Origin of the sequence: Rhodococcus sp. UFZ-B548 (genome assembly GCF_903819475.1) — a bacterium.
Classification (GTDB): Bacteria; Actinomycetota; Actinomycetes; order Mycobacteriales; family Mycobacteriaceae; genus Rhodococcus_F; species Rhodococcus_F erythropolis.
The window spans coordinates 54,868-77,639 of sequence record NZ_CAIJDS010000003.1; the positions used below are offsets into that span (position 1 = coordinate 54,868).

General features: G+C 63.4%; 20 protein-coding genes. 12 read left to right on the forward strand and 8 right to left on the reverse strand.

Annotated elements, in window-relative coordinates:
• Position 1: 1 nt before the first annotated feature.
• Positions 2-850, reverse strand: a complete 849-nt coding sequence (locus H7C86_RS04905; RefSeq protein WP_020907736.1) for a Ku protein — start codon at positions 848-850, stop codon at positions 2-4.
• Positions 851-990: 140 nt separating this feature from the next.
• Between H7C86_RS04905 and H7C86_RS04910 the strand changes: the two genes are divergently transcribed.
• On the forward strand, positions 991-1,962 hold the full coding sequence (locus H7C86_RS04910) for an alpha/beta hydrolase family protein (RefSeq protein ID WP_020969603.1): 972 nt from the start codon (positions 991-993) through the stop codon (positions 1,960-1,962).
• 30 nt (positions 1,963-1,992) lie between these two features.
• On the opposite strand, the gene H7C86_RS04915 is transcribed toward H7C86_RS04910, so the two are convergent.
• Positions 1,993-3,123: a lycopene cyclase family protein gene (locus tag H7C86_RS04915; protein WP_182261180.1), complete on the reverse strand. Its 1,131-nt coding sequence runs from the start codon at positions 3,121-3,123 to the stop codon at positions 1,993-1,995.
• A gap of 10 nt (positions 3,124-3,133) precedes the next feature.
• Positions 3,134-3,919, reverse strand: coding sequence for an SDR family oxidoreductase (locus tag H7C86_RS04920; RefSeq protein ID WP_182261181.1), 786 nt, complete (start codon positions 3,917-3,919; stop codon positions 3,134-3,136).
• Positions 3,920-4,048: 129 nt separating this feature from the next.
• Between H7C86_RS04920 and H7C86_RS04925 the strand changes: the two genes are divergently transcribed.
• Positions 4,049-5,680, forward strand: a complete 1,632-nt coding sequence (locus H7C86_RS04925) for an ABC-F family ATP-binding cassette domain-containing protein (protein WP_020907739.1) — start codon at positions 4,049-4,051, stop codon at positions 5,678-5,680.
• A gap of 60 nt (positions 5,681-5,740) precedes the next feature.
• Here the strand turns inward: H7C86_RS04925 and H7C86_RS04930 are convergent, their stop codons facing one another.
• The gene (locus tag H7C86_RS04930; RefSeq protein ID WP_003944970.1) at positions 5,741-6,307 is read right to left on the reverse strand and encodes a TetR/AcrR family transcriptional regulator; all 567 of its coding nucleotides are present in this window, start codon (positions 6,305-6,307) and stop codon (positions 5,741-5,743) included.
• A gap of 101 nt (positions 6,308-6,408) precedes the next feature.
• Positions 6,409-9,210 carry an aconitate hydratase AcnA gene (acnA, locus tag H7C86_RS04935; protein WP_019748421.1) on the reverse strand — a complete coding sequence of 934 codons (2,802 nt, stop codon included), beginning with the start codon at positions 9,208-9,210 and terminating at the stop codon, positions 6,409-6,411.
• Positions 9,211-9,666: 456 nt separating this feature from the next.
• Here acnA and H7C86_RS04940 point away from each other — a divergent pair, with 456 nt between their 5' ends.
• From H7C86_RS04940 to H7C86_RS04975, 8 genes are all read left to right on the forward strand, one after another.
• A complete protein-coding gene (locus tag H7C86_RS04940; protein ID WP_020969605.1) occupies positions 9,667-10,257 on the forward strand; it encodes a DUF6676 family protein in 591 nt (196 codons plus the stop codon).
• A gap of 451 nt (positions 10,258-10,708) precedes the next feature.
• Positions 10,709-12,256 (forward strand): NlpC/P60 family protein, encoded by a 1,548-nt coding sequence (locus tag H7C86_RS04945; RefSeq protein WP_030245593.1) that lies wholly within the window; start codon positions 10,709-10,711, stop codon positions 12,254-12,256.
• Positions 12,257-12,406: 150 nt separating this feature from the next.
• A complete protein-coding gene (locus H7C86_RS04950; protein ID WP_019748425.1) occupies positions 12,407-13,603 on the forward strand; it encodes a MoxR family ATPase in 1,197 nt (398 codons plus the stop codon).
• A complete protein-coding gene (locus H7C86_RS04955; RefSeq protein ID WP_182261182.1) occupies positions 13,600-14,592 on the forward strand; it encodes a DUF58 domain-containing protein in 993 nt (330 codons plus the stop codon). Before H7C86_RS04950 ends, H7C86_RS04955 begins: the two co-directional genes overlap by 4 nt.
• Positions 14,589-15,569, forward strand: a complete 981-nt coding sequence (locus H7C86_RS04960; protein ID WP_003944878.1) for a VWA domain-containing protein — start codon at positions 14,589-14,591, stop codon at positions 15,567-15,569. The genes H7C86_RS04955 and H7C86_RS04960 overlap by 4 nt, the downstream gene beginning before the upstream one ends.
• A 70-nt stretch (positions 15,570-15,639) precedes the next feature.
• Positions 15,640-16,389 carry a 3-oxoacyl-ACP reductase FabG1 gene (fabG1, locus tag H7C86_RS04965; protein WP_182261183.1) on the forward strand — a complete coding sequence of 250 codons (750 nt, stop codon included), beginning with the start codon at positions 15,640-15,642 and terminating at the stop codon, positions 16,387-16,389.
• A 54-nt stretch (positions 16,390-16,443) separates the two neighbouring features.
• Entirely contained in the window at positions 16,444-17,241 is a 798-nt protein-coding gene (inhA, locus tag H7C86_RS04970) for an NADH-dependent enoyl-ACP reductase InhA (protein WP_003944803.1), read from the forward strand.
• A gap of 84 nt (positions 17,242-17,325) precedes the next feature.
• Positions 17,326-18,378: a ferrochelatase gene (locus tag H7C86_RS04975; RefSeq protein WP_021344248.1), complete on the forward strand. Its 1,053-nt coding sequence runs from the start codon at positions 17,326-17,328 to the stop codon at positions 18,376-18,378.
• 17 nt (positions 18,379-18,395) lie between these two features.
• On the opposite strand, the gene H7C86_RS04980 is transcribed toward H7C86_RS04975, so the two are convergent.
• Together H7C86_RS04980 and H7C86_RS04985 are read right to left on the reverse strand one after the other, a co-directional pair.
• A complete protein-coding gene (locus H7C86_RS04980) occupies positions 18,396-19,004 on the reverse strand; it encodes a transcriptional regulator (RefSeq protein WP_182261184.1) in 609 nt (202 codons plus the stop codon).
• 106 nt (positions 19,005-19,110) lie between these two features.
• On the reverse strand, positions 19,111-19,452 hold the full coding sequence (locus H7C86_RS04985; protein ID WP_003944783.1) for a metallopeptidase family protein: 342 nt from the start codon (positions 19,450-19,452) through the stop codon (positions 19,111-19,113).
• Positions 19,453-19,529: 77 nt separating this feature from the next.
• On the opposite strand from H7C86_RS04985, the gene H7C86_RS04990 reads away from it, so the two are divergent.
• A complete protein-coding gene (locus H7C86_RS04990) occupies positions 19,530-20,021 on the forward strand; it encodes a hypothetical protein (RefSeq protein ID WP_134999245.1) in 492 nt (163 codons plus the stop codon).
• 181 nt (positions 20,022-20,202) lie between these two features.
• On the forward strand, positions 20,203-21,969 hold the full coding sequence (locus H7C86_RS04995) for an enoyl-CoA hydratase-related protein (RefSeq protein ID WP_259349038.1): 1,767 nt from the start codon (positions 20,203-20,205) through the stop codon (positions 21,967-21,969).
• Here the strand turns inward: H7C86_RS04995 and H7C86_RS05000 are convergent.
• A complete protein-coding gene (locus H7C86_RS05000) occupies positions 21,959-22,750 on the reverse strand; it encodes a hypothetical protein (protein ID WP_019748431.1) in 792 nt (263 codons plus the stop codon). The genes H7C86_RS04995 and H7C86_RS05000 overlap by 11 nt on opposite strands.
• Positions 22,751-22,772: the final 22 nt, after the last annotated feature.

Consider the following 22,772-nt stretch of genomic DNA (forward strand, 5'->3'; position numbering starts at 1 on the left):
CTCAGGCTCGTTTCTTCCTCGGCGTCGTCGACTTCGACGAGCCGGCCTTGGAGGCGTTCGACTTCGCTTCGTCCACACTGCGCTGCAGTGCGGCAACGAGGTCGACCACCTCTGCATCGGTGCCCTCTTGGTCGACCTCGGCGGCGGGGATGACCTTCTTGCCGCCGTTCTCGATCATCTCGTCGAGCAACTGCCGCAGTTGGAGCTGGTAGTCGTCGGTGAACTCGGTCGGATCGAAATCGCCCGCCATGCTCTCGACGAGCGTCTGCGCCATCTTCAGTTCCTTGGCCTTCGGCTTCTCCACGTCGTCGAGTGAAGGGAACTCTGCTGCGCGAACTTCGTCGGGCCACAGCAACGTCTGGATCACGAGGACGCCGTCGCGAGCGCGCATCGCGGCCAGGCGCGTCTTCTGTCGCAGAGTGAAATGCACCAGTGCCGTTCGATCACTCTCGGTGAGCACAGTCGAAAGCAGGACGTACGCCTTCGGCGACGCCGAATCGGGTTCGAGGAAGTAACTCTTCTCGAACAAGATCGGATCGATCTGATCGTTCGGCACGAATTCCAGCACCGGAATCTCGTGCTTCTCCGCGGCCGGGAGTTTGTTGAAGTCCTCGTCGCTCAAGATGACGCGCGATCCGTCTTCCGAGTCGTACGCCTTGTCGATGTCCGCGAACTGAACCGTGTTTCCGCACTCGGAACACACACGGTTGTACTTGATGCGGCCACCGTCTTTTGCATGGACCTGGTGAAATCGGATGTCGTGGTCCTCGGTCGCCGAGTACACCTTGACCGGAACGTTGACCAGACCGAAGGCTATCGAGCCTTTCCAAATCGAGCGCATGCCTCCCATGATGGTCGCCCCCAGCCGATTGCGCGAGGCAAACGCTCACGGTTGATCCCGAACCGTTGCGTCCGGGTGGGCCGGTTCGAGGCGCGGCGAGCGGGTATCCGCTCCGAGAATCCGACTCGCACACCTGGGGGCATACTCCGATGAGTATCCGAACCTACCGTCGACGCGTAGCAGCAGCGCTGGCAATTTCACTGGTTCCACTGCTGTTTGCGCCTTGGCCCGCGAACGCAGATCCGGCACGCACCGTAACCATCAGCGTCCACTCCGATGCGATGGGCCGCGACATTCCACTCGAGGTGATCCTCCCCGCCGACACGAGCGCCCCACGGCCCACGTTGTATCTGCTCAACGGCGCCGGTGGTGGCGAGGACAGTGCGACGTGGGAAGGACGGACCGATGTCCTGGACTTCTTTGCCGACAAGAACGTCAACGTCGTGACGCCGCTGGAAGGAGCGTTCAGCTACTACACCGACTGGCAGAAGGACGATCCCGTACTCGGACGCAACAAGTGGCAGACGTTCCTCACGCGTGAACTGCCGCCAGTCATCGATGCGCAGTTCGGTACCAACGGGGTCAACTCCATCGCGGCGATCTCGATGACCGCGACCTCGGTACTCAATCTCGCGATCTCAGCCCCAGGGCTGTATCGGAGTGTCGGGGCCTACAGCGGGTGCGCGGAGACTTCCACCCAGCCGGGTCAGGACTACGTGCGACTGGTGGTCGGTGCGCGGGGTGGCGCTGATCCGACAAACATGTGGGGACCGTTCGACGGTCCGGGATGGCGCGAGAACGATCCCGTCGTGAACGCGGAGAAGTTGCGGGGGACCGAACTGTACGTCTCCACCGGATCCGGGCTGCCAGGTCCGCACGACAACCTTCAGGCGCCCGATGTGAACGGAAACCCCGGAGCACTCCTGAATCAGATCATCGTCGGCGGCATCATCGAATCCGCGGTCAACGGGTGCACACACGGATTGGCGGACCGACTGAACGCACTGGGCATCCCCGCGACCTTCGACTTCAAGCCGAGCGGAACCCACTCGTGGGGTTACTGGCAGGACGACCTCCACAATTCGTGGCCGATGATCGCCAGCTCGATGGCAGCGCAGTAGTCGGTGCGGATCTAGTCGGTGCGGATCTAGTCACCGGAGAAACGGCGCGCGCATCAACGTCTTTCTCACGTGCCACGGTGACGATCGGAACAGTGTTGCCATCACTTTCGCCGTCGCGGCCGCGTCCCGCCGATCGGAAAGGTATGACCGCTGAGCCTCGACCGGTAGATCGAAGAACTTGCCGAAGAATGTGGTGACTTCGCCCGAGTCGAGGGTGAGAAGTGCGTTCAGACCAACGCGGCGGAGAGCGGATACCGCCTTGGCCGAGCGAGGCCAGAGTGCCGCGTTCGGATCCTCACCGTCGGCGATTGCTTTCGCGACAGTGTCGGCCTCGGCGAGTGAGGAGGCAACGCTGTATCCGGTTCCCGGATGCATCAGACCGCCTCGCCCGCCGAACCGGAGGACACCGTCCGGGGACGAGTCTTTCGGGCCTTCGACCGCAAAACGGACTCGCTCGACCGGCGCGTCGTCGGGGACTTCGCGGCCCCGATTGTGAAGTCGGGTGCGCAGACGTGTTTCGAGTTCGCGCAACCCCAACGCCGGCCGGCCGACGAGGCAGGTCTCCTCGAGGAGGACTCGCTCGTTGTCGAGCGGGACCGCGTAGAGAAACGAGGGAGTGTCGGCGTCGGAGGTGCCGTTGTCTGTTCGCCAGTCCATGAACCAGGCCTCGCTGCCGCCCAGAATCGGATCGGCCAGAGCTCGGTCCACGATCATTCCGAAGGCCGTCTGCTGCGCGGTTGTCACTGCCAGATCGGTGCCTCGGGCGTCGACGACGACGGATCCCGTCAGCTGCGATCCGTCCACGCACACGACGGTGGTGGTGGACAGTGTTTGAGCGCGTAAGCCTCTGAACTGTATGGATGTGTCGGAGAGAAATGATTGCAGTAAAGATGTATTCAATACGCAATAGATGCGATCAAGCGTTTTCTGCCCGCTGGTCCACACGCTCGGGCGTTCGATCCGGCTCGCGATCACCTCGCCCGGCAGCCACGACGGCAACTCGTCTGCCCACGCCGAGTACGTCGGCGTCCACACCCGATGAGGATGCGGATCGACAACGACAACGGTGAGTTGCCGGGCGATACAGCGCGTCGCGAGTGCCCGCCCCGCCGGCCCTCCGCCCACGATCACCACGTCGGCGGAGGAGTCGAGTGTGCTCATGATCGGCGCACTACATCGATCCCGTTGCGAGCAGACCGCCGTCGACCCGGACCGTTTCGCCGGTGATCCATGCCGCCGCGTCGGAGAGGAGGAAGCCGACCAAGCCGGCAACGTCCTCGGGGGTGCCGAGCCGCTTCATCGGGTAGCCCGCCGACGCCTTGTCCTCGCCGGCAGCGACCAGTGCTGCCGCGAACTGCGTCTTGACGATCCCGGGAGCTACGGCATTGACACGAATCTTCGGTCCCAGTTGCCAGGCCAGTTCTTCCGTCAACCGGATGAGCGCAGCCTTCGACGCGCCGTACGCCGCGATGACGCCCGTCGATCGGATCCCGGCCACACTTGCCAGGTTCACGACGGCTCCACCGTGTTCGCCCATCCACGCCCGATGTGCTTGTTGGACGTAACCGAGGGCGGCAACCACGTTCACGTCGAAGATCTTGCGCACGGCGTCGAGGTCCGCCTCCATGAGCGACCCGAAGACGGGATTGATTCCGGTGTTGTTGACCAGAATGTCGAGCGAACCGAACTCGGCGACGGCGCGGTCGACGGCACCGGATCGGGCCTCGGCATCGGCTGCGTTGCCCGCGAATGCGACGACCTTGCCGCCGTGCCCCAGATCGGACAGTTCGGATGCAGCGGCCTCGAGGGGCTCCGGCTTGCGGGCTGTGATCAAGACGTCGGCGCCGCGAGCGAGGAGTTCGGCGGCGACAGCTTTGCCGATTCCGCGACTTGCGCCGGTGACGATGGCGGCGCGGCCTTCGAGGTCGCGAGGACGAGTGCTGTTTTCGCTAGTCATGTCCCGAACGTTAGCGGACTCACACGCTCCTGGTCGGAACGACCGTCAGGTCACGGTAAAATCGATAGTTCTTGTGTCTGTAGTCAGGCATTGTTTACCCGTATTCGTCGTTTTTCCTGAGGAGTTTGCTTGATTACCGCCACTGACCTCGAAGTTCGTGCCGGTGTCCGCACCCTTCTCACAGCTCCCGGGCCTTCGCTGCGCATCCAGCCGGGCGACCGGATCGGACTCGTCGGACGTAACGGTGCCGGAAAGACGACCACTCTGCGCATCCTCGCCGGTGAAGGTGAGGCATATGCGGGAAGCGTCGTACGCACCGGTGAACTCGGATACCTCCCGCAGGACCCCAAAGAGGGCGACCTGAGCATCCTCGCCAAGGACCGGGTTCTCTCTGCCCGCGGCCTCGACACGATGCTCCGCGAGATGGAGAAGCAGCAGATCCTGATGGGCGAGGTGCTCGATCAGGAATCTCAGGACCGCGCGGTCAAGAAGTACGGCCAGCTCGAGGATCGATTCTCGGCCCTCGGCGGCTACGAAGCCGAGAGCGAAGCCGCACGTATCACCAGCAGCCTCGGCCTCGAAGACCGTATTCTCGGGCAGCCGCTCAGCACGCTGTCCGGCGGTCAGCGTCGTCGTGTCGAATTGGCGCGAATCCTCTTTGCCGCCTCCGACGGCAGCGGTGCCCGCTCGGACACGACTCTGCTGCTCGACGAGCCCACCAACCACCTCGACGCCGACTCCATCACCTGGCTGCGTGGATTCCTCCAGAACCACGAGGGCGGACTGGTGGTCATCAGCCACGACGTCGACCTGCTCAACGACGTCGTCAACCGTGTGTGGTTCCTCGATGCCGTCCGCGGTGAGGCCGACGTCTACAACATGAACTGGAAGAAGTACCTCGACGCTCGTGCCACGGACGAGCAGCGTCGTCGCCGCGAGCGCGCGAACGCCGAGAAGAAGGCCGGTGCGCTGCGGATTCAGGCAGCGAAGATGGGTGCAAAGGCAACCAAGGCCGTCGCGGCTCAGAACATGGCCAAGAGAGCCGACAAGTTGATGGCGAACCTCGATGCCGAACGTGTCTCGGACAAGGTTGCGCGGATTCGTTTCCCCGAGCCCGCCGCTTGTGGCAAGACTCCGCTGATGGGCAAGAACCTCACCAAGGTGTACGGCTCGCTCGAGATCTTCACCGGTGTCGATCTCGCGATCGATCGTGGGTCTCGTGTGGTTATCCTCGGACTCAACGGTGCAGGTAAGACCACACTGCTCCGCATCCTCGCGGGCGCGGAGAAGGCGGACGCGGGTGAGCTGATCGCCGGTCACGGACTCAAGGTCGGCTACTTCGCTCAGGAGCACGACACCCTCGACGACGACGCGTCCGTGTGGGAGAACATCCGCCACGCTGCGCCGGATACAGGGGAGCAGGAACTGCGTTCTCTGCTCGGTGCCTTCATGTTCACCGGCCCACAGCTCGAACAGCCGGCCGGAACGCTCTCGGGTGGTGAAAAGACGCGTCTGGCTCTGGCCGGTCTGGTGTCGTCCGCTGCCAACGTTCTGCTTCTCGACGAGCCCACCAACAACCTGGACCCGATCTCACGCGAGCAGGTGCTCGACGCGCTCCGCAGCTACACCGGTGCCGTCGTCCTGGTCACCCACGATCCGGGCGCTGCCGAGGCACTCAACCCCGAGCGGGTCATCCTCCTGCCCGACGGCAACGAGGACCACTGGTCGCAGGAATACCTCGAGCTGATCCAGCTCGCCTAACCCCCTGTGAGTGGTTAGGGAGTCCCCGCACTCCTCAACCACTCACAGGGGCGAAGCCCCTCAATCTCGCCGCCGCACCGATTCCTCGACCAGATCGAGAACAGCTGACAGGTTGTCGACGCCGTGGCCGGAGGCGATTCTCGCGACCAGGCCGTCCATCACCAGATCCAGGTATCCGATCAGAATTTCGGTGGGAACGTCGTCACGGAGCCGACCGGCCGATTTCTGTCTGGCGAGGCGCGCACTGGTCGCTTCCGTCAGTTCTACGGAGCGCTGTGACCACTTCTCGCGGAAGTCGGCGTCGTTGCGCAGTCGACGCGCTATCTCCAGTCGCGTTCCCAGCCAATCGAATTGATCGGGCTGCGCGAGCATGTCCCGCATGACCTGGACGAGGCCCTCTTCGGCGACGACATCTGCCATCCGGCTCGCATCCTCGCTTGCGAGAGCGAGGAACAAGCCGTCCTTGTCCTTGAAGTGATGAAAGATCGCTCCTCGGGACAAACCGGTGACTTCTTCGAGACGGCGAACTGTGGCGCCGTCGTAGCCGTATTCCGCAAAGCAGCGGCGGGCGCCGTCAAGGATCTGACTGCGCCGTGCCGCGAGATGGTCTTCACTGACCTTGGGCACGTTGTTGTCCTCGTCTCGCGCTTTCTTTGTGCTCTGAACGCACGTGGCGGACTCAGCACCTCGCTGAGTCCGCCACGTGGGTTAGAGCAGGGCTCGGTTGACTAGCCCCGGATCATGTTGCGAAGCACGTACTGCAGGATGCCACCGTTGCGGTAGTAATCCGCTTCGCCGGGGGTATCGATGCGTACGACTGCGTCGAATACGACCTTCTCGCCGTTCTCGCGCGTCGCCGTGACCTTCATGGTCTTCGGGGTGACGCCCTCGTTGAGCTTCTCGACGCCTTCGATGTCGAAGGTCTCGGTGCCGTCGAGCTTGAGCGAACCTGCGGACTCGCCGACCGGGAACTGCAGCGGGACAACGCCCATGCCGATGAGGTTGGAGCGGTGGATGCGCTCGAACGACTCGGTGATGACGGCCTTGACGCCGAGCAGGCTGGTGCCCTTGGCTGCCCAGTCACGCGAGGATCCGGAGCCGTACTCCTTGCCGCCCAGGACGACCAGCGGGATGCCGGCTGCCTGGTAGTTCTGCGACGCGTCGTAGATGAATGCCTGCGGTGCGCCTTCCTGCGTGAAGTCGCGGGTGTAACCACCGGAGACGTCGTCGAGGAGCTGGTTGCGCAGACGGATGTTCGCGAACGTTCCGCGAATCATGACCTCGTGGTTACCGCGACGCGAGCCGAGCGAGTTGTAATCCGCACGCTCGACGCCGTGGGAGTCGAGGTACTGCGCAGCGGGGGTACCGACCTTGATCGGACCTGCCGGGCTGATGTGGTCGGTGGTGACCGAGTCGCCGAGCAGCGCGAGGACGCGAGCGCCCTTGATGTCCTTGACCGGAGCCGGATCCATCGTCATGCCGTCGAAGTAAGGTGGCTTCCGCACGTAGGTGGAGTTCACGTCCCACTCGAAGGTGTCACCCTTCGGGGTTTCGAGGTTCTGCCAGCGGCTGTCGCCCGCAAAGATGGTTGCGTACGACTTGCGGAACATGTCCTGGTCGATCGAGGACTTGATCGTCTCTTCGATTTCCTGCGTGGACGGCCAGATGTCCTTGAGGTAGACGGGGTTTCCGTCGGTGTCGTTACCGAGCGAATCGGTCTCGAAGTCGAAGTCCATGGTTCCGGCGAGGCCGTATGCAATCACGAGCGGCGGGGAAGCCAGGTAGTTCATCTTGACGTCGGGGGAGATACGTCCCTCGAAGTTACGGTTACCCGAGAGCACCGCGGTGACCGAGAGGTCGTTGTCGTTGATGGCCTTCGAGACTGCCTCGGGCAGGGGTCCGGTGTTACCGATGCACGTGGTGCAGCCGTAACCGCCGAGGTAGTAACCGAGCTTCTCGAGGTACGGCCACAGGCCGGCCTTCTCGTAGTAATCGGTGACGACCTGCGAACCGGGAGCCATGTTGGTCTTGACCCACGGCTTGGTGGCGAGGCCCTTTTCGACGGCGTTGCGTGCGAGCAGTGCAGCACCGAGCATGACCGACGGGTTGGACGTGTTGGTGCAGGAGGTGATACCTGCAACAACGACGGCGCCGTGGTCGAGAACGAACTCACCGGCGTCGGACTTGACGACGACCGGCTTGCTCGGACGGCCTTCTGCACCGTTGGCAGCAGAGAGAACGTCGACCGCTCCGTCGTCGGCAAACGACAGAACCGCGGGATCGGAAGCCGGGAAGGACTCTTCGACGGCCTCGTCGAGCTGGGTGTGCTCGGTCGGGTAGTTCTCTTCCACGTAGTTGTGGATGTCCTTGCGGAACGCAGTCTTGGACTCCGACAACAGGATTCGGTCCTGCGGGCGCTTCGGGCCGGCGATCGAGGGAACAACGGTTCCCAGATCCAGCTCGATGTACTCCGAGAAGACGGGTTCCTTGTCGGGGTTGTGCCACAGGCCCTGTTCCTTGGCGTACGCCTCGACGAGAGCGAGCTGCTCGTCGCTGCGGCCGGTGAGGCGCAGGTACTCGATGGTCTCGGCGTCGATCGGGAAGATCGCTGCGGTGGAACCGAATTCGGGGCTCATGTTGCCCAGCGTTGCGCGGTTCGCGAGCGGAACCTCGGCAACACCGTTGCCGTAGAACTCGACGAACTTGCCGACGACGCCGTGCTTACGGAGCATCTCGGTGGCGGTGAGCACGACGTCGGTTGCGGTGACGCCGGGCTTGATCTCACCGGAGAGCTTGAAGCCGACAACGCGGGGGATCAGCATGGAGACGGGCTGGCCGAGCATTGCTGCCTCGGCCTCGATGCCGCCGACGCCCCAGCCGAGCACGCCGAGGCCGTTGACCATCGTGGTGTGCGAGTCGGTGCCGACACAGGTGTCGGGGTATGCCTGTCCGTTACGGGACATGACGGTGGGCGCCAGGTATTCGATGTTGACCTGGTGAACGATGCCCATTCCCGGGGGGACGACCTTGAAGTCGTCGAATGCGCCCTGGCCCCAACGGAGGAACTGGTAACGCTCGCCGTTGCGCTCGTATTCGAGGTCGACGTTGCGCTCGAGTGCGTCGGCCTGGCCGAAGACGTCGAGGATGACCGAGTGGTCGATGACCATGTCGGCGGGGGAGAGCGGGTTGACCTTGTTCGGGTCGCCGCCGAGGGTGGTGACGGCCTCACGCATGGTGGCGAGGTCGACGATGCAAGGAACGCCGGTGAAGTCCTGCATGATCACGCGGGCAGGCGTGAACTGGATTTCGATGCTCGGCTCGGCTGAGGGATCCCAGCTCGCGATTGCGCGGATGTGATCCGCGGTGATGTTGGCACCGTCTTCGGTGCGGAGAAGGTTCTCGGCGAGAACCTTCAAGGAATAGGGCAATTTCTCGGTGCCAGGGACGGCCGAGAGGCGGAAGATCTCGTAAGAGTTCTCACCGACCTCGAGGGTTCCCTTGGCTCCGAATGAATCGATACTGGTGCTCACGTCTGCTCCACTCGTCTATGAGGGTCGCTACCGACGGGGCTGTGTCGGCAGCTGAAGCGAGGTACTTCGGCCGGGAAGATCCTCCGTAGCTCACGCCAATCGCACAGTTCGCGTGAGAACTGTCCGAACATCGGAGCTGCAGTAGAACCTGTCCTGACCGGTGGTACCTCTTGGTCCAAGTCTAACAGTACGCTTGTCCTGTGAGAATTCAGGGCAAGTTGACCGAAACAATCTTCATGCAGACTGCGGGCCTGCGCAACGCAGGCTTGGCTGGGTGACCACACCCACAGTTACCGCTCGGGCGGCACGCGCGGCGGTTGCGTGTGACGCCTGGTGGCAGTCGACCTGAAGTAGGCTGCATGCAGGCCCGTCGCGGGTCGGCCGCCGAAAAACGACCTCGGAAGAACTCCCCGCATCTCAGCGGTGGACGGAATCCGAACAGCACCCGGATGAGAGATGTCTGCTCCTACCAATCACGCTTTTGCGCCTGTGCACGTGAAGTCCCCGTTGCACGTCGCTGTTCCGTCGGATGTCGATCTCGACGACGTGCTCGCGGACCTTTCGACGGACGGCGTCTCCGCCCCGGAGTCCGATGTTGTGGGGCTGACTGCGGTGGTGACCGACGCCCGTGAACGTGGTGTCGACTTGAGCGTCGTAGTGGTCGACGCAAATCCGGGCCGGCCGTCCGATCTTCGCGACCTGGCCACGACGGTCGGCAAAACCGAAGGCGGCACGGTTCTCGTTCTGAGCCCAGACTGGATGGGTAGCTACAGCGACTCGATCAGTCGTGTGCAGCTCGAAACCGCGCAGGACCGATCTTTCGGAGAAAGCGCGAGCGTGACCGCGGACCGCTTCTCGCACGAGATCGTGGCGCCGGGTCCGCCGTGGACGCTTTACACGGTCCTTGTGATCGCACTGGTTGCGGTTATTGCCGGAATTACCTTTGCCGTCAAGTGGCGGCGAGAGCCGGAAAACGCGCAAACCAGACATATCGCTTCGACTTCAGAAACGGCGACATCTTCCGACCACCGGGCCGATTCCGTCTGACCTTGGTCCTTTTGCGAGATTTTCAGTAACTCGTCGAAAACAGGTACTCACCGCTGTTTGCGGTGAGTACCTGCCCTTTTTGGTACCTGCATGCCATTCGACCAGCTCAAATACCGTTTGTGTTATTTGTGGCTAAAGTTTCCAAAGAACGCTTGAGTGTCGTACGGTACAACTGGCACTTTTTGGGGAAGAAGTGTCGCAGACAGGCTGATGTTGTTCGACGCGTACTTGTCGGTTGCCTTGTTCTCGAGGTGTCGACGGTGGCGTTCGTACGGCACGTCCAGGTCGACGAGCAGCTCTCGGGCTGTGGGCTACCGGTGCTTGGTCTGCGCATTCCCTCCCCGCACGGATCGGCGACCCAGCGGGCCGTGGCGTTACACGCGAGGGAGAGTTATTTGTGAGGCAAGTAACACGTGGCGGCGAGTCCCGTCGTGGTCCTTCCCGTAAGTTGATGCGCCTGGCGCAACTGGTCATCGGATTCGGCATTGTCGGGTCCCTGATCGTCGGTACGCCCGCCATGTCCTCGGCCGTACCACCGCCGCCGCCGAATCCGAGTGACTCGGACATCGCTGCGGCCGATTCGCAGGTCTCGTCGAGCGTCGGCACCGTCAGCGCGCTCATCAATCAAGTCGCATCGGCCAACGAACAGTTGTCGGCACTCGACAACGAAGTTGCGATCAAGCGTGAAGACGTCAACAAGACGCTCGTGGATCTGCAGAACGCTCGCGGCGCCGCAGACACCGCAGCGCAGGCCGTCGGCGTCACCAAACAAGCTCTTAAGGACGCGTCGGCGCAGATCGAGGTCGCTCAGACGGACTTCGACAAGTACGCACGCTCGAGCTACGTCAAGGGCACCAACACCGCGTCCATCTCGTCGTTCCTCGACGCCAAGGGCCCGGGCGACGTCCTCGACCGCGCGCAGGTCCTCAAACTGCTCGCCAATACGCAGAGCGCAGTGCTTGACGGTCTCCAACGAGCACGTACCGAGCAGGCGAACAAGGACTCCGCGACCCGCCAGGCAAAGCAGCAGGCCGACGCCGCCGCCGAGGTCGCGGCACAACTGAAGGATCTGGCCGAGCAGGCGATTCAGATCGCGCGCAACGCTCTCGATCAGCAGGTTGCCAAGAAGGCCGCGATCGAAGCCGAGCGGAACTCCGCTCAGGCTCAGCTCGACGCCGCCCGCAATGCAGTCGCAGGTTTGCAGGGCCAACGCCAGGCGTATGCGACGTGGGACGAGCAGCGTCGCGCCGAGGAAGCTCATCAGAAGGCTCTCGAAGCTGCCGCCAAGGAAGCTGCCGCACAGGCTGCTGCCCGCGCAGCTGCCGACCAGGCCGCCAAGGATCGAGCTGCAGCACTGGCAGCGGCTCAGCGTCCGCACACCGCTGTGGAAGACCCGACTCCGACCGTCATCCCGGACGACGACGACACCTGGACTGACGAGGAAACCGGGACCGACGAGGAAACAGGCACGGACGAAGAGACCGGTACCGAAGAGGAAACGGTCACGACGCCCAAGCCCACCACCCCCAAGCCGACGACGCCGAAGCCCAGCACGCCGAAGCCTTCCGTTACCGGAAGCGCTGCAATCGAATCCGTCATCGACCGCGGAATGTCTCAGCTCGGCGTGCAGTACGCCTGGGGCGGCGGTGACGAAAACGGTCCGACGCGAGGCATCCGTGACGGCGGCGTCGCCGACAGTTACGGCGACTTCAACAAAGTCGGGTTCGACTGCTCGGGCTTGATGATCTACGCCTTCGCCGGCATCGGAATCTCGCTGCCGCACTACACCGGCTATCAGTACACCGCGGGCACGCAGGTCCCGTCTTCGGAGATGAAACGCGGCGACATGATCTTCTACGGCCCCAACGCCAGCCAGCACGTGGCGCTCTACCTCGGTAACGGGCAGATGCTCGAGGCACCACAATCCGGTTCGAGTGTCATGGTCTCCCCGGTTCGCTGGGGCGGAATGACGCCGTACGCCGTCCGACTGGTGTCCTGACCGTCAGAGGAAATGCCGCTGACACCCGCATTGTCAGGGAACTATCAAGTTCCCGACGTGGTGTTACGGCATCGAGCGCAACTACCTGGAATAGTTGACGGGGAACACGTTACTGTCGGTACTTTTCTAGGTGAAAGCGATGGATTCTTGGTGACCTCACGTGAAGATTCGGTCGGAACGGTCGACGTAAGCAAGGCGAGCGGAAGTGCGGACGGAGCAGCACCTTCCCTGGCAGCCGACGTTCAGACCTTGGAACGAGCGATCTACGAGGTCAAGCGAGTCATCGTCGGGCAGGACCGGCTTGTCGAGCGCATTCTCGTCGGACTTCTCGCCAAGGGGCACGTCCTCCTCGAAGGCGTACCCGGTGTCGCCAAGACGCTGGCCGTCGAGACTTTCGCGAAGGTCGTCGGCGGTTCGTTCTCCCGCGTCCAGTTCACCCCCGACCTGGTGCCAACCGACCTCATCGGCACGCGCATCTACCGTCAGGGCCGCGAGGAGTTCGACACCGAACTCGGACCCGTCGTCGCCAACTTCGTGTTGGCCGACGAGATCAACCGTGCCCCGGCCAAGGTGCAGTCCGCGCTCCTCGAGGTGATGGCAGAACGCCACGTCTCGATCGGTGGCAAGCGGTACCACATGCCCGATCCGTTCCTGGTGATGGCGACGCAGAACCCCATCGAGAACGAGGGTGTCTATCCGCTCCCCGAGGCGCAGCGCGACCGCTTCCTGTTCAAGATCCTCGTCGACTACCCGACTGTCGAGGAAGAACGCGAAATCGTCTACCGGATGGGTGTGGCAGCCCCGGAGCCGCACCAGATCCTCGGTCCGGAGGAGTTGGTCAGGCTCCAACGCGTCGCCAGCAACGTCTTCGTCCACCACGCGCTCGTCGACTACGTTGTCCGGGTCATCGCCGCTACGCGTACGCCGCGTGAGGTCGGACTCGAGGACGTCGCGGGCTGGATCGCGTACGGCGCCTCACCCCGCGCGACGCTCGGCATCATCGCCGCGTCGCGGGCTCTCGCTCTCGTCCGCGGCCGCGACTACGTCGTGCCGCAGGACGTCATCGAGGTGATCCCGGACGTGTTGCGCCACCGCCTCGTTCTCTCCTACGACGCCATGGCCGACGAGGTGACTCCCGACGCGGTCATCGCCCGGGTGCTGCAGACCGTCGGACTGCCGCAGATCGCCGCGCGGCCTGTTCCTACCGTTCCCGGTCCGCCTCAGCAGGGCGCACCGCAGGCACCTCAGTTCAACGCACAGGGCACCGCGAATCCACAGGGCACAGTCAATCCACAGGGAAACGGCGCGCCGATCGCGACCGCTGAGACGATGAGTCGCCCGCAGTGACCGAAGGCCGCGACGGTGGCCAGGCGACACCCGCCGGATCCACCGGTTCTCCGCCGTCGTTCCGATCCGGCGAGCTCAGCGATCCCAAACTCACCGCTGCGCTGCGCACCCTCGAGCTGACGGTTCGTCGTCGCCTCGACGGTGTGCTGCACGGCGATCACCTCGGCCTGATTCCCGGCCCGGGTTCGGAACCGGGTGACGCCCGCGAGTATCAGCCGGGCGACGACGTGCGGCAGATGGATTGGTCCGTGACCGCGCGGACGACGCACCCACACGTGCGCCAGTCGGTCGCGGATCGTGAGCTCGAGACGTGGCTTGTCATCGACCTGTCTGCAAGTCTCGACTTCGGGACCGCCGGATGCGAGAAGCGCGACCTGGTTGTCGCCGCAGCCGCGGCGATCACTCACCTGACCAGTTCGGGCGGTAACCGCGTCGGCGCCATCATCTCGACGGGCGCCCAGACAACTCGAATTCCGGCCCGCGGTGGGCGCATTCACGCACAGGCGATGCTCCGCAAGATCGCGACGACTCCGCACGCTCCGGACGGGGTACGCGGTGATCTGGTCGGCGCGATCGAAGCGCTCAGACGCCCACAGCGTCGGCGCGGACTCGCGGTCGTCATCAGCGACTTCCTCGGGCCGATCGACTGGGAACGCTCGCTGCGCGCCATTTCGGGACGTCACGACGTGCTCGGCGTCGAGGTGGTAGATCCGCGCGACCTCGAACTTCCGGACGTCGGCGACGTGGTGCTCCACGATCCCGAGTCCGGCCGGACCAGAGAATTCACCACGACGCCGCAACTGCGCGCCGACTTCGCCAGAGTCGCCGCCGAGCACCGCGTCGAGGTCAGGCAAGCTCTACGTCGTTGCGGCGCACCGCTCATGTCCCTGCACACCGATCGGGACTGGATCGCCGACGCCGTGAGATTCATCTCGGCACGCCGACACAGTTATGGTGCCGGCGCCGGAACTGGGGGCGTTCGTTCGTGAGTCTTTCTCAATTCACCGCACCGTGGTGGCTGCTGTTCCTCGCTGTCATCGCCGCGTTGGTGGTCGGTTACGTACTCGTGCAGAAGCAGCGAGCCAAGCACACACTTCGGTTCACGAACTTCGCACTGTTGGAGAAGGTCGCGCCTTCGCGGCCCGGGCGGTGGCGTCATATTCCGGCGATTCTGATGGTCATCGCATTGGTGTTCTTCACCGTCGCCCTTGCCGGTCCGACGGCAGACAAGAAGGTCCCGCGAAACCGTGCCACGGTGATCCTCGTGATCGACGTGTCGCTGTCGATGCAGGCCACCGACGTCGAGCCGACGCGATTGGCAGCAGCGCAGGAAGCTGCGAAGTCGTTCGCCGACGGTCTGACTCCCGGCATCAACCTCGGGTTGGTCGCATTTGCCGGAACGGCTTCGGTTCTGGTGTCGCCCACCACGAATCGTGACGCGACGAAGGTCGCCATCGACAACCTCAAGCTCAGTGAGCGGACGGCGACGGGCGAAGCGATCTTCACCTCGTTGCAGTCGATCGACACGCTGTCGGCTGTTCTCGGCGGCAGCGATCAGGCGCCACCGGCGCGCATCGTGTTGCTGTCCGACGGTAAGCAGACCGTTCCCGAGAACTCGGACGATCCGAGGGGCGGATTCACCGCTGCCCGTCAGGCCAAGGACAAGGGCGTTCCGATCTCGACCATTTCCTTCGGAACGACATACGGGCGAGTCGAGATCGAAGGAGACCGAATCCCCGTCCCGGTCGACGATGCGTCGCTGAAGGAGATCGCCAACCTGTCCGGCGGAAGTTTCTTCACGGCATCGAGCCTCGAAGAACTGCGCCAGGTGTACGACACGCTCGAAGAGCAGATCGGTTTCGAGACGACACGAGGCGATGCGAGTCGACCGTGGTTGGTCCTCGGCGTCGTGTTCGCGACCGCTGGTCTGACGATTGCCCTGGTACGCAGGCAGCGTCTGCCCTGATCGAGAGCAGTTCCGAATTGTCCAAATACCGCTGGTACGCGGCCCGCAGAGAATTGATAGGTTGATCGCCATGTCTACCCCTCCCACGGCAGTGGTTTCCGAACGGACCGTCACCACACCGCGCTCGGTGCTCGTCACCGGCGGTAACCGCGGAATCGGCTTGGCCGTCGCTCAGCGGCTCGCCGCAGACGGCCACAAGGTAGCCGTCACGCACCGCGGTTCCGGTGTCCCCGAAGGGTTGTTCGGCGTCGTTTGCGACGTCACCGACACCGAGTCGATCGACCGTGCATTCAAAGAGGTCGAAGCGCACCAGGGGCCGGTCGAGGTCATCGTCGCCAATGCCGGCGTCACCGACGACACACTGATCATGCGAATGAGTGAAGAGCAGTTCACGAGCGTCGTCGACGCGAACCTCACCGGTACGTTCCGCCTCTCGAAGCGTGCGACCCGGTCGATGCTGCGCGCGCGTTTCGGACGCTTCATCTTCCTCGGTTCGGTGGTGGGTCTGGCAGGACAAGCCGGCCAGGTCAACTACGCCGCGTCCAAGGCAGGCATCGTCGGTATCGCTCGTTCCCTGACAAGGGAACTCGGCTCGCGTTCGATCACCGCCAATGTTGTCGCACCGGGTTTCATCGAGACCGACATGACGGCAGCACTGGGCGACGACGTGAAGGACAAGGCCACCGAGTTCATCCCGTTGCAGCGGACCGGAAAGCCGGAAGATGTTGCAGCAGTTGTCAGTTTCCTCGCCTCCGACGATTCGGCATACGTCTCGGGTGCAGTCATCCCCGTCGACGGCGGACTCGGCATGGGGCACTGACCCGCTTTTCGCACACACACCTTTCTCGTACGTCTGAAATCAGGAGGACATCTCATGGGCGGTTTGCTCGAGGGTAAGACCATTCTTGTCACCGGCATCATCACCGATTCGTCGATCGCGTTCCACGTGGCCAAGGTCGCGCAGGAGCAGGGTGCGAAGGTGCTGATCACCGGATTCGATCGTCTGCGCCTCATCGATCGCATCGCCCAGCGACTGCCGCAGCCCGTGCCGCCGGCAATCTCGCTCAACGTCCAGAGCTCGGAGGATCTCGCATCTCTCGCCGAGCGTGTGCGCGAGCTGGCTCCCGAGGGTATCGACGGCGTGGTCCACTCGATCGGCTTCGCTCCCCGCTCCTGCCTGGGAAGCCCGTTCATGGACGCGCCGTGGGAAGACGTGGCGGTCGCACTCGAGGTGTCCGCATACTCGTACAGCGCACTGGCCAAGGCCTTGCTGCCGGTGCTCAACGACAACGCGTCCATCGTCGGAATGGACTTCGATCCGGCACGCGCAATGCCCTTCTACAACTGGATGGGTGTCTCCAAGGCAACCCTCGAGGCCGTCAACCGTTACGTGGCCAAAGAGGTGGGCGTCCGCGGCATCCGCTCGAACCTGGTGTCCTCCGGCCCGATCAAGACCCTGGCCGCCAAGGCCATTGCCGGCGACAGCACCGGTCCGGGCGCGGAGTTGGACAAGCTGAACACCGCATGGGACGGTGCTGCGCCCATCGGCTGGGACGTCGACGATCGCGAGCCGGTCGCCAAAACGGTCTGCACCGTTCTCTCGGATTGGTTGCCCGGCACGACCGCGTCGATCATCTACGTCGACGGCGGCTTCCACGCGATGGTCGGCTAGTAGCACCCCTTCTACTACACAGGTGAGTACCCGGGTGACCCCCGCCGAACGGCATCACGCAAGATTGAACTCATGACCGCAAGTATGGACATGCAGTTCGATGCTCTTCTCGTTTTGTCGTTCGGCGGTCCCGAAAAACCCGAAGACGTACGGCCGTTCCTCGAAAACGTCACGCGCGGTAGGGGAGTGCCACCGGAGCGGCTCGACGCCGTTGTCGAGCACTACATGCATTTCGGTGGAGTTTCGCCCATCAACGCGCTCAACCGAGACCTGATCGAACGGGTCGAAGGTGAGTTGGCAGCAGCCGGCGTGGACCTGCCCGTGTACTTCGGCAACCGCAACTGGCACCCGATGGTCGAAGACACCGTCGCCAAGATGCGCGAGGACGGTGTCCGCAATGCCGCCGTGTTCGCCACGTCGGCGTGGGGCGGTTACTCGGGATGTCGGCAGTACCACGAGGACATCGTCCGTGCCCGTGAAGCCGTCGGTGACGGCGCACCGACGCTGACAAAACTTCGCCAGTACTACGACCATCCGCTCGTCGTCGGCGCGTTCGCCGACGGTGTGCGCGCGGCCCGCGCAGAGTTGCCCGAAGCGACTCGCGATACCGCGCGCCTGGTGTTCACGGCGCATTCGGTCCCGAGTGCCGCAGACCGCAATGCAGGGCCGCCGGCAGAGGGCGGAAACCTCTACAGCCGACAGGTTGCCGAGGCTGCGAAGTTGGTTGCCGAGGCCGTCGGCGTCGAAGATTTTGATCTGGTGTGGCAGTCGCGATCAGGCCCGCCGCAGGTTCCGTGGCTCGACCCCGACATCTGTGATCACCTGGATACGCTGTCCGCCAAGGACGTTCGCGCCGTGATCGTGTGTCCTGTCGGTTTCGTCTCCGATCACCTCGAAGTGGTGTGGGACCTGGACACCGAGGCCAAGGACAAGGCGGCCGAACTCGGTATGGATTTCGTGCGCGCCGCGACACCCGGCCGCGATCAGCGTTTTGCGCAGCTGGTGCCCACGCTCGTTCGGGAACTGGCCGACGCCGAGCAGCCACTGCGATTGGGGGTCGAGCCGCTGCTCGGCTCGACCACCAACGGTCTCTCGTGTGCGGTGAACTGCTGCGCCGCCGTTCAGCGCCCCCGCTGACGGAAGCTTTCCGACGCTCAGGAGTTCGGCTGCTTCAGCTTTCCGCAGGGTCCCGGAACGGTGGACGTGCTGCGTGAGGCGAGGAGCGTCTCGACGATCTGTCGATCCTCGGGGCTCAGTGACGGGTCGATGAAGTTGAGCTTGGGCGCCCCCAGTTCGCGGACTCGCCCGGCGAGGGTCGCTACAAATGACACTCGTTCTTCGTCATCGTCGTTGACGTCGTGGATCTGCAGCACCGACACCGGAAACTTGCGCAGCGTCACAGGCAGGAAGCGGGCGCCGAGCACATGGTCGACGTTGAATCCCGCCCACTGCCCCTGGTTGGCTTCCACGCATTCGGCGTCGGAGTGAATTGCGCTCTCGCCGATGTACTTACGGGCGGGGAGCATCTTCTTCGGTGCTAGTTCGGATGCACCTTGCTGCAGCACGGGAAAGTCGCCGTCCGAGTACAACCAGGGTTGGTTGGCCATCGAGATCAACCGGCCGGCGTCCAGATCCGGGAGATAGCGAGACTTGAGGAGAAACGCAACGCTGTCGACCGAGATGCCCAGCAGTTCGGCGGCCTTCTGTCGGCTCATCGCAAACGTCGGGGCATTCTTCGGGGCGATCTGGATCAAATTGACCATGCGAACTCCTGTAAGTGTTCAATTGTTGCGGGTTTGGTACAGCTGACATGACAATTCGCCGATTATCAACCTCTAGCTGATTTCCGACTTGTAGATGAGTCGGTTGTCACCATCCGAGTTCACGCAACCGGGGATCTCCGATCCCGAAGTGGTGGCCGATTTCGTGGATCACGGTTCGGCGAACTTGCTCGATCACCTCGTCTTCGGTGCTGCAGATCGCGCAGATGGCCCTGCGGTAGATCGTGATGCGGTCGGGGAGGACGCCGGCGTACGTGGTGGTTCTCTTGGTCAGTGGGATGCCCTGATACAACCCGAGCAACCCCGGTCGTCCCCCTTCGAGTTGAACGGTCACCGCGACGTTGGCCATCTCCGCACCCAACTTCGGGGGCAGACTGTCGAGCGCCCGCTTGACCATGTCCTCGAACTGACTGTCGTCCACGTCGATCATCTGCCCATTGTGCGTGCGAGGGCGGGATCCGGGTGTGTCCATGTGGAAACAGTGCAGCTTACGGCTATGTTCATTGCGTGGCCGAAGACCTCTATCACCGTTACGAATTCACATTCATCGTTCAGATGCTGACAGTCTCGCAAGAGCAGGCGATCGAAGAGAGCTTGGGCGGAAAGGTCGAGGACCGGCGTGGACTGCAGTTGCTGACGCTCACCTCGGAAGGTATGCGAGCGGCGACGACGGCTATCACCGTGGTCGACCAGTTGGTGGCTGCAGGCGTGCGTCCCCAGCGGACGCATCCCGATTTGGTGTCACGTCAGGACATTGCCGACCGCGCGGGGGTGACGCGGCAAGCTGTCGGACAGTGGGTGCGAGGGGTCCGGCAGGCGGCTACTCCCTTCCCGATTCCGTACAACTCGGTCGCCGGGGGGATCTGGTTCTGGGGCGATGTCCTGGCTTGGTTGCGCCGTCAGGGGTACAGCCAGGACACCGGTTTGCGCTACCCGACGCTGGACGAACATATTCGCATCGACCGACATATTGCGATCAATCACAAGACTGCGGGTTGACCGATCAAGCTGTTTGCCTGAAAATAGCTATTGAAACAAACCGATGGTAGGTATAAAGTCCCTAAATACCTCAATCAATCTATCGGTGCGTCGGTCCTGCTCTGGGGGGAGTTTGGTCTGCGCTGCAGATACCCGAGCATGCGAGCAGGAATCCATGGTTTCGACCCCCGAAGTTAGACCGATGCCCAAATCGGCCGCACTCACGACTTCTGTGGCTATTTCCAGCGCTGGAGCAACGACGAAGCTACGCGAAGATGCAACGGGCAGGGGTCGTCTGCGAGCGGCGACGGCGGCACTGTTCCGGCGCTCACGCCCACGCGCGGCTTCCGCGCCACCGTTGAGCGTGCTTCTTCTCGTCACCTCCGACAATGGTCTCTCGCAGCGGGCTGGTCTTGTTCTTCGCGAGGCGGGGCACCAAGTCCGCACCGCCGTCGTCGCCGACGCGGACGCAGTGCTGGCCGCGACGTCTGCGGGAGATTTTGATCTCATCATCTGCCCGTTTCTGAAAGCCTATGTACCGGAATCTATTTGGCAGCGGTGGACAACGATCATCATCCATCCCGGCCCGCCCGGTGATCGCGGACCGTCGTCGCTGGACTGGGCGATAACGGATGGCGAACCGATCTGGGGAGTGACCGCGTTGCAGGCCGCCGAGGAACTCGATGCCGGAGCGGTGTGGGCGTGGCGGACATTCGAACTCCAGAGCGGTGTAACCAAATCTTCGGTATACAACGAGGCAGTCACCGACGCGGCGATGGAGTGCATTACGGAGGTCGTCGAACATTTCCGTACTCCTGACTTCCAGGCGATCCCATCGGACCGAGTTGCGCGGCCCGTGGCATCGGCCCGATCGAGGCCCAGCATGAAACAGGCCGATCGCGTTTTCAGCTGGGAGGAAGACGCGTCGAGCATCGTCCGCGCCGTCAACGCCGCCGACGGGTTTCCCGGCGTCGCCGTTCAGTTGGGGCTCGACCGGGTCTACGTCTACGACGCTCACCCCGATACCCACGTCGATGCAGCGCCCGGCACCATCGTCGAGTACTTCCACCAGGCGATACGTGTCGCCACCGGTGCGGGCTCCGTATGGATCGGACATGCGCGGCTCGTCGGCGCCGGCAATGTCAAACTTCCGTCGACCGCGGTCGTACGTCCGGACGTGTTCGTTCCACAGGTCTGGGAGAGTCGTTACCCCGAGACCGACTATCACCGCGACGGCGAAATCGGATATCTCTCGTTCCGCTTCTACAACGGTGCGATGAGTACGAAGCAATGCGCCCGACTGGCCGCCAGGCTCCGCTGGGCGATCGCGCAGGACACCAAGATCCTTGTCCTGACGGGTGACTACGACAGATTCAGCAACGGTATCCACCTCAACGTCATCGAGGCCGCGTCTGATCAAGCCGGAGAAGCGTGGGCCAACATCAAAGCCATCAACGAGATCGCGAAAGCGATCGTCACCTGTACGGAACAGGTTGTGGTGGCGGCATTCACAGGCAACGCCGGTGCCGGCGGGGTCATGCTCCCGCTTGGAGCCGACGTAGTCGTGGCCAGGGACGGTGTGGTTCTCAATCCTCATTACGCCACGATGGGCCTGTTCGGCTCGGAACTGCACACGTACACACTTCCGGCTCGGGTCGGCGAGGAGCAGGCCCGCAGCCTGCTGGCCGAGTGCAGTGCGATCGGTATCCGTCGAGCCTTGGACATCGGACTTGTCGACGCGATCGGCCCCAGGCGGCCGGATCTGTTCGAGGCGTGGTTGCACGAGGTCGCCACCGACTTGCTCGAAGGAGATCGGATGGAATCGATGCTGGAGCGCAAACGTCGTCGACTGGAACGTGATCCGGTGGAGCCCTACGAGGAGCGTGAGCTCGAAGAGATGAAGATCGACATGTTCGGTGACCGCAACGGGTTTGCCGAGAAACGCCGGAACTTCGTGCTCAAGCTCTGATCGACACGCTGTTCGCCGACGCGACACGGGCAGTGCGAACGACGTCCCACAGTCGTCGCAGCAGGTCGTCACGCCTCTGCGCAGTGGACACGCTCGGGGCCTGATTGGTCGAGACCGACGCAGCGACGGTAAGAATGGCTGCCACGTTGTCGGCGGTGTCGATCACCTGTAGATGCCGAGGTGACAGTGTCGACGGCCAGCGGTACCCGGCCTGGGCCTGCAGCGCTTCGGCGACCAGCGTACGAGCGTCGCCCCCAGGCATTCCGGTGGCTACGGTCGGAAGCCCGCCGAGCACCTCCGCTGCGTCCCGAACAGCCTGGCGCAGTTCGTATTCGGCTTCACGGAGTCCGATCGATTCGGCGCTGCCCGCCACAGTGGGAATGGAGAAAACCGTCCACCGCAAGACGTCCGGACCTTCCTTCGACGGCACGAGGCCGACTCCCGGCTTGCCGACGGCGCCGATCTGTATCCCTTCACCCGTTGCGATCGCAGCGCGTGCGAACTCGGTGCCAGTGGGCAGGCCACGTACATCGCCGGCCGTAGGCAGGACCAGGCGGACTTCAGCAGCCTCCGAGCGGGCGATTCTCAACAGGGTGGACACACCCGAAGCCGTGACTCCCGGCCACTCGAGATCGTGGCGGACCGCGGTTTCCGCATCGGCGGCGCCGATCAGGTGCATCGGCGCCCACGCGGCAAGGGCGTCGATGACGTCGTCCGGCGCAGCGTCGCCGGCGAGCCATGACGCTGCCCACACGGTGAGGGTTGCGCTGGGAGAACTCATGACCGTGAAGTTTAGTTCGGCG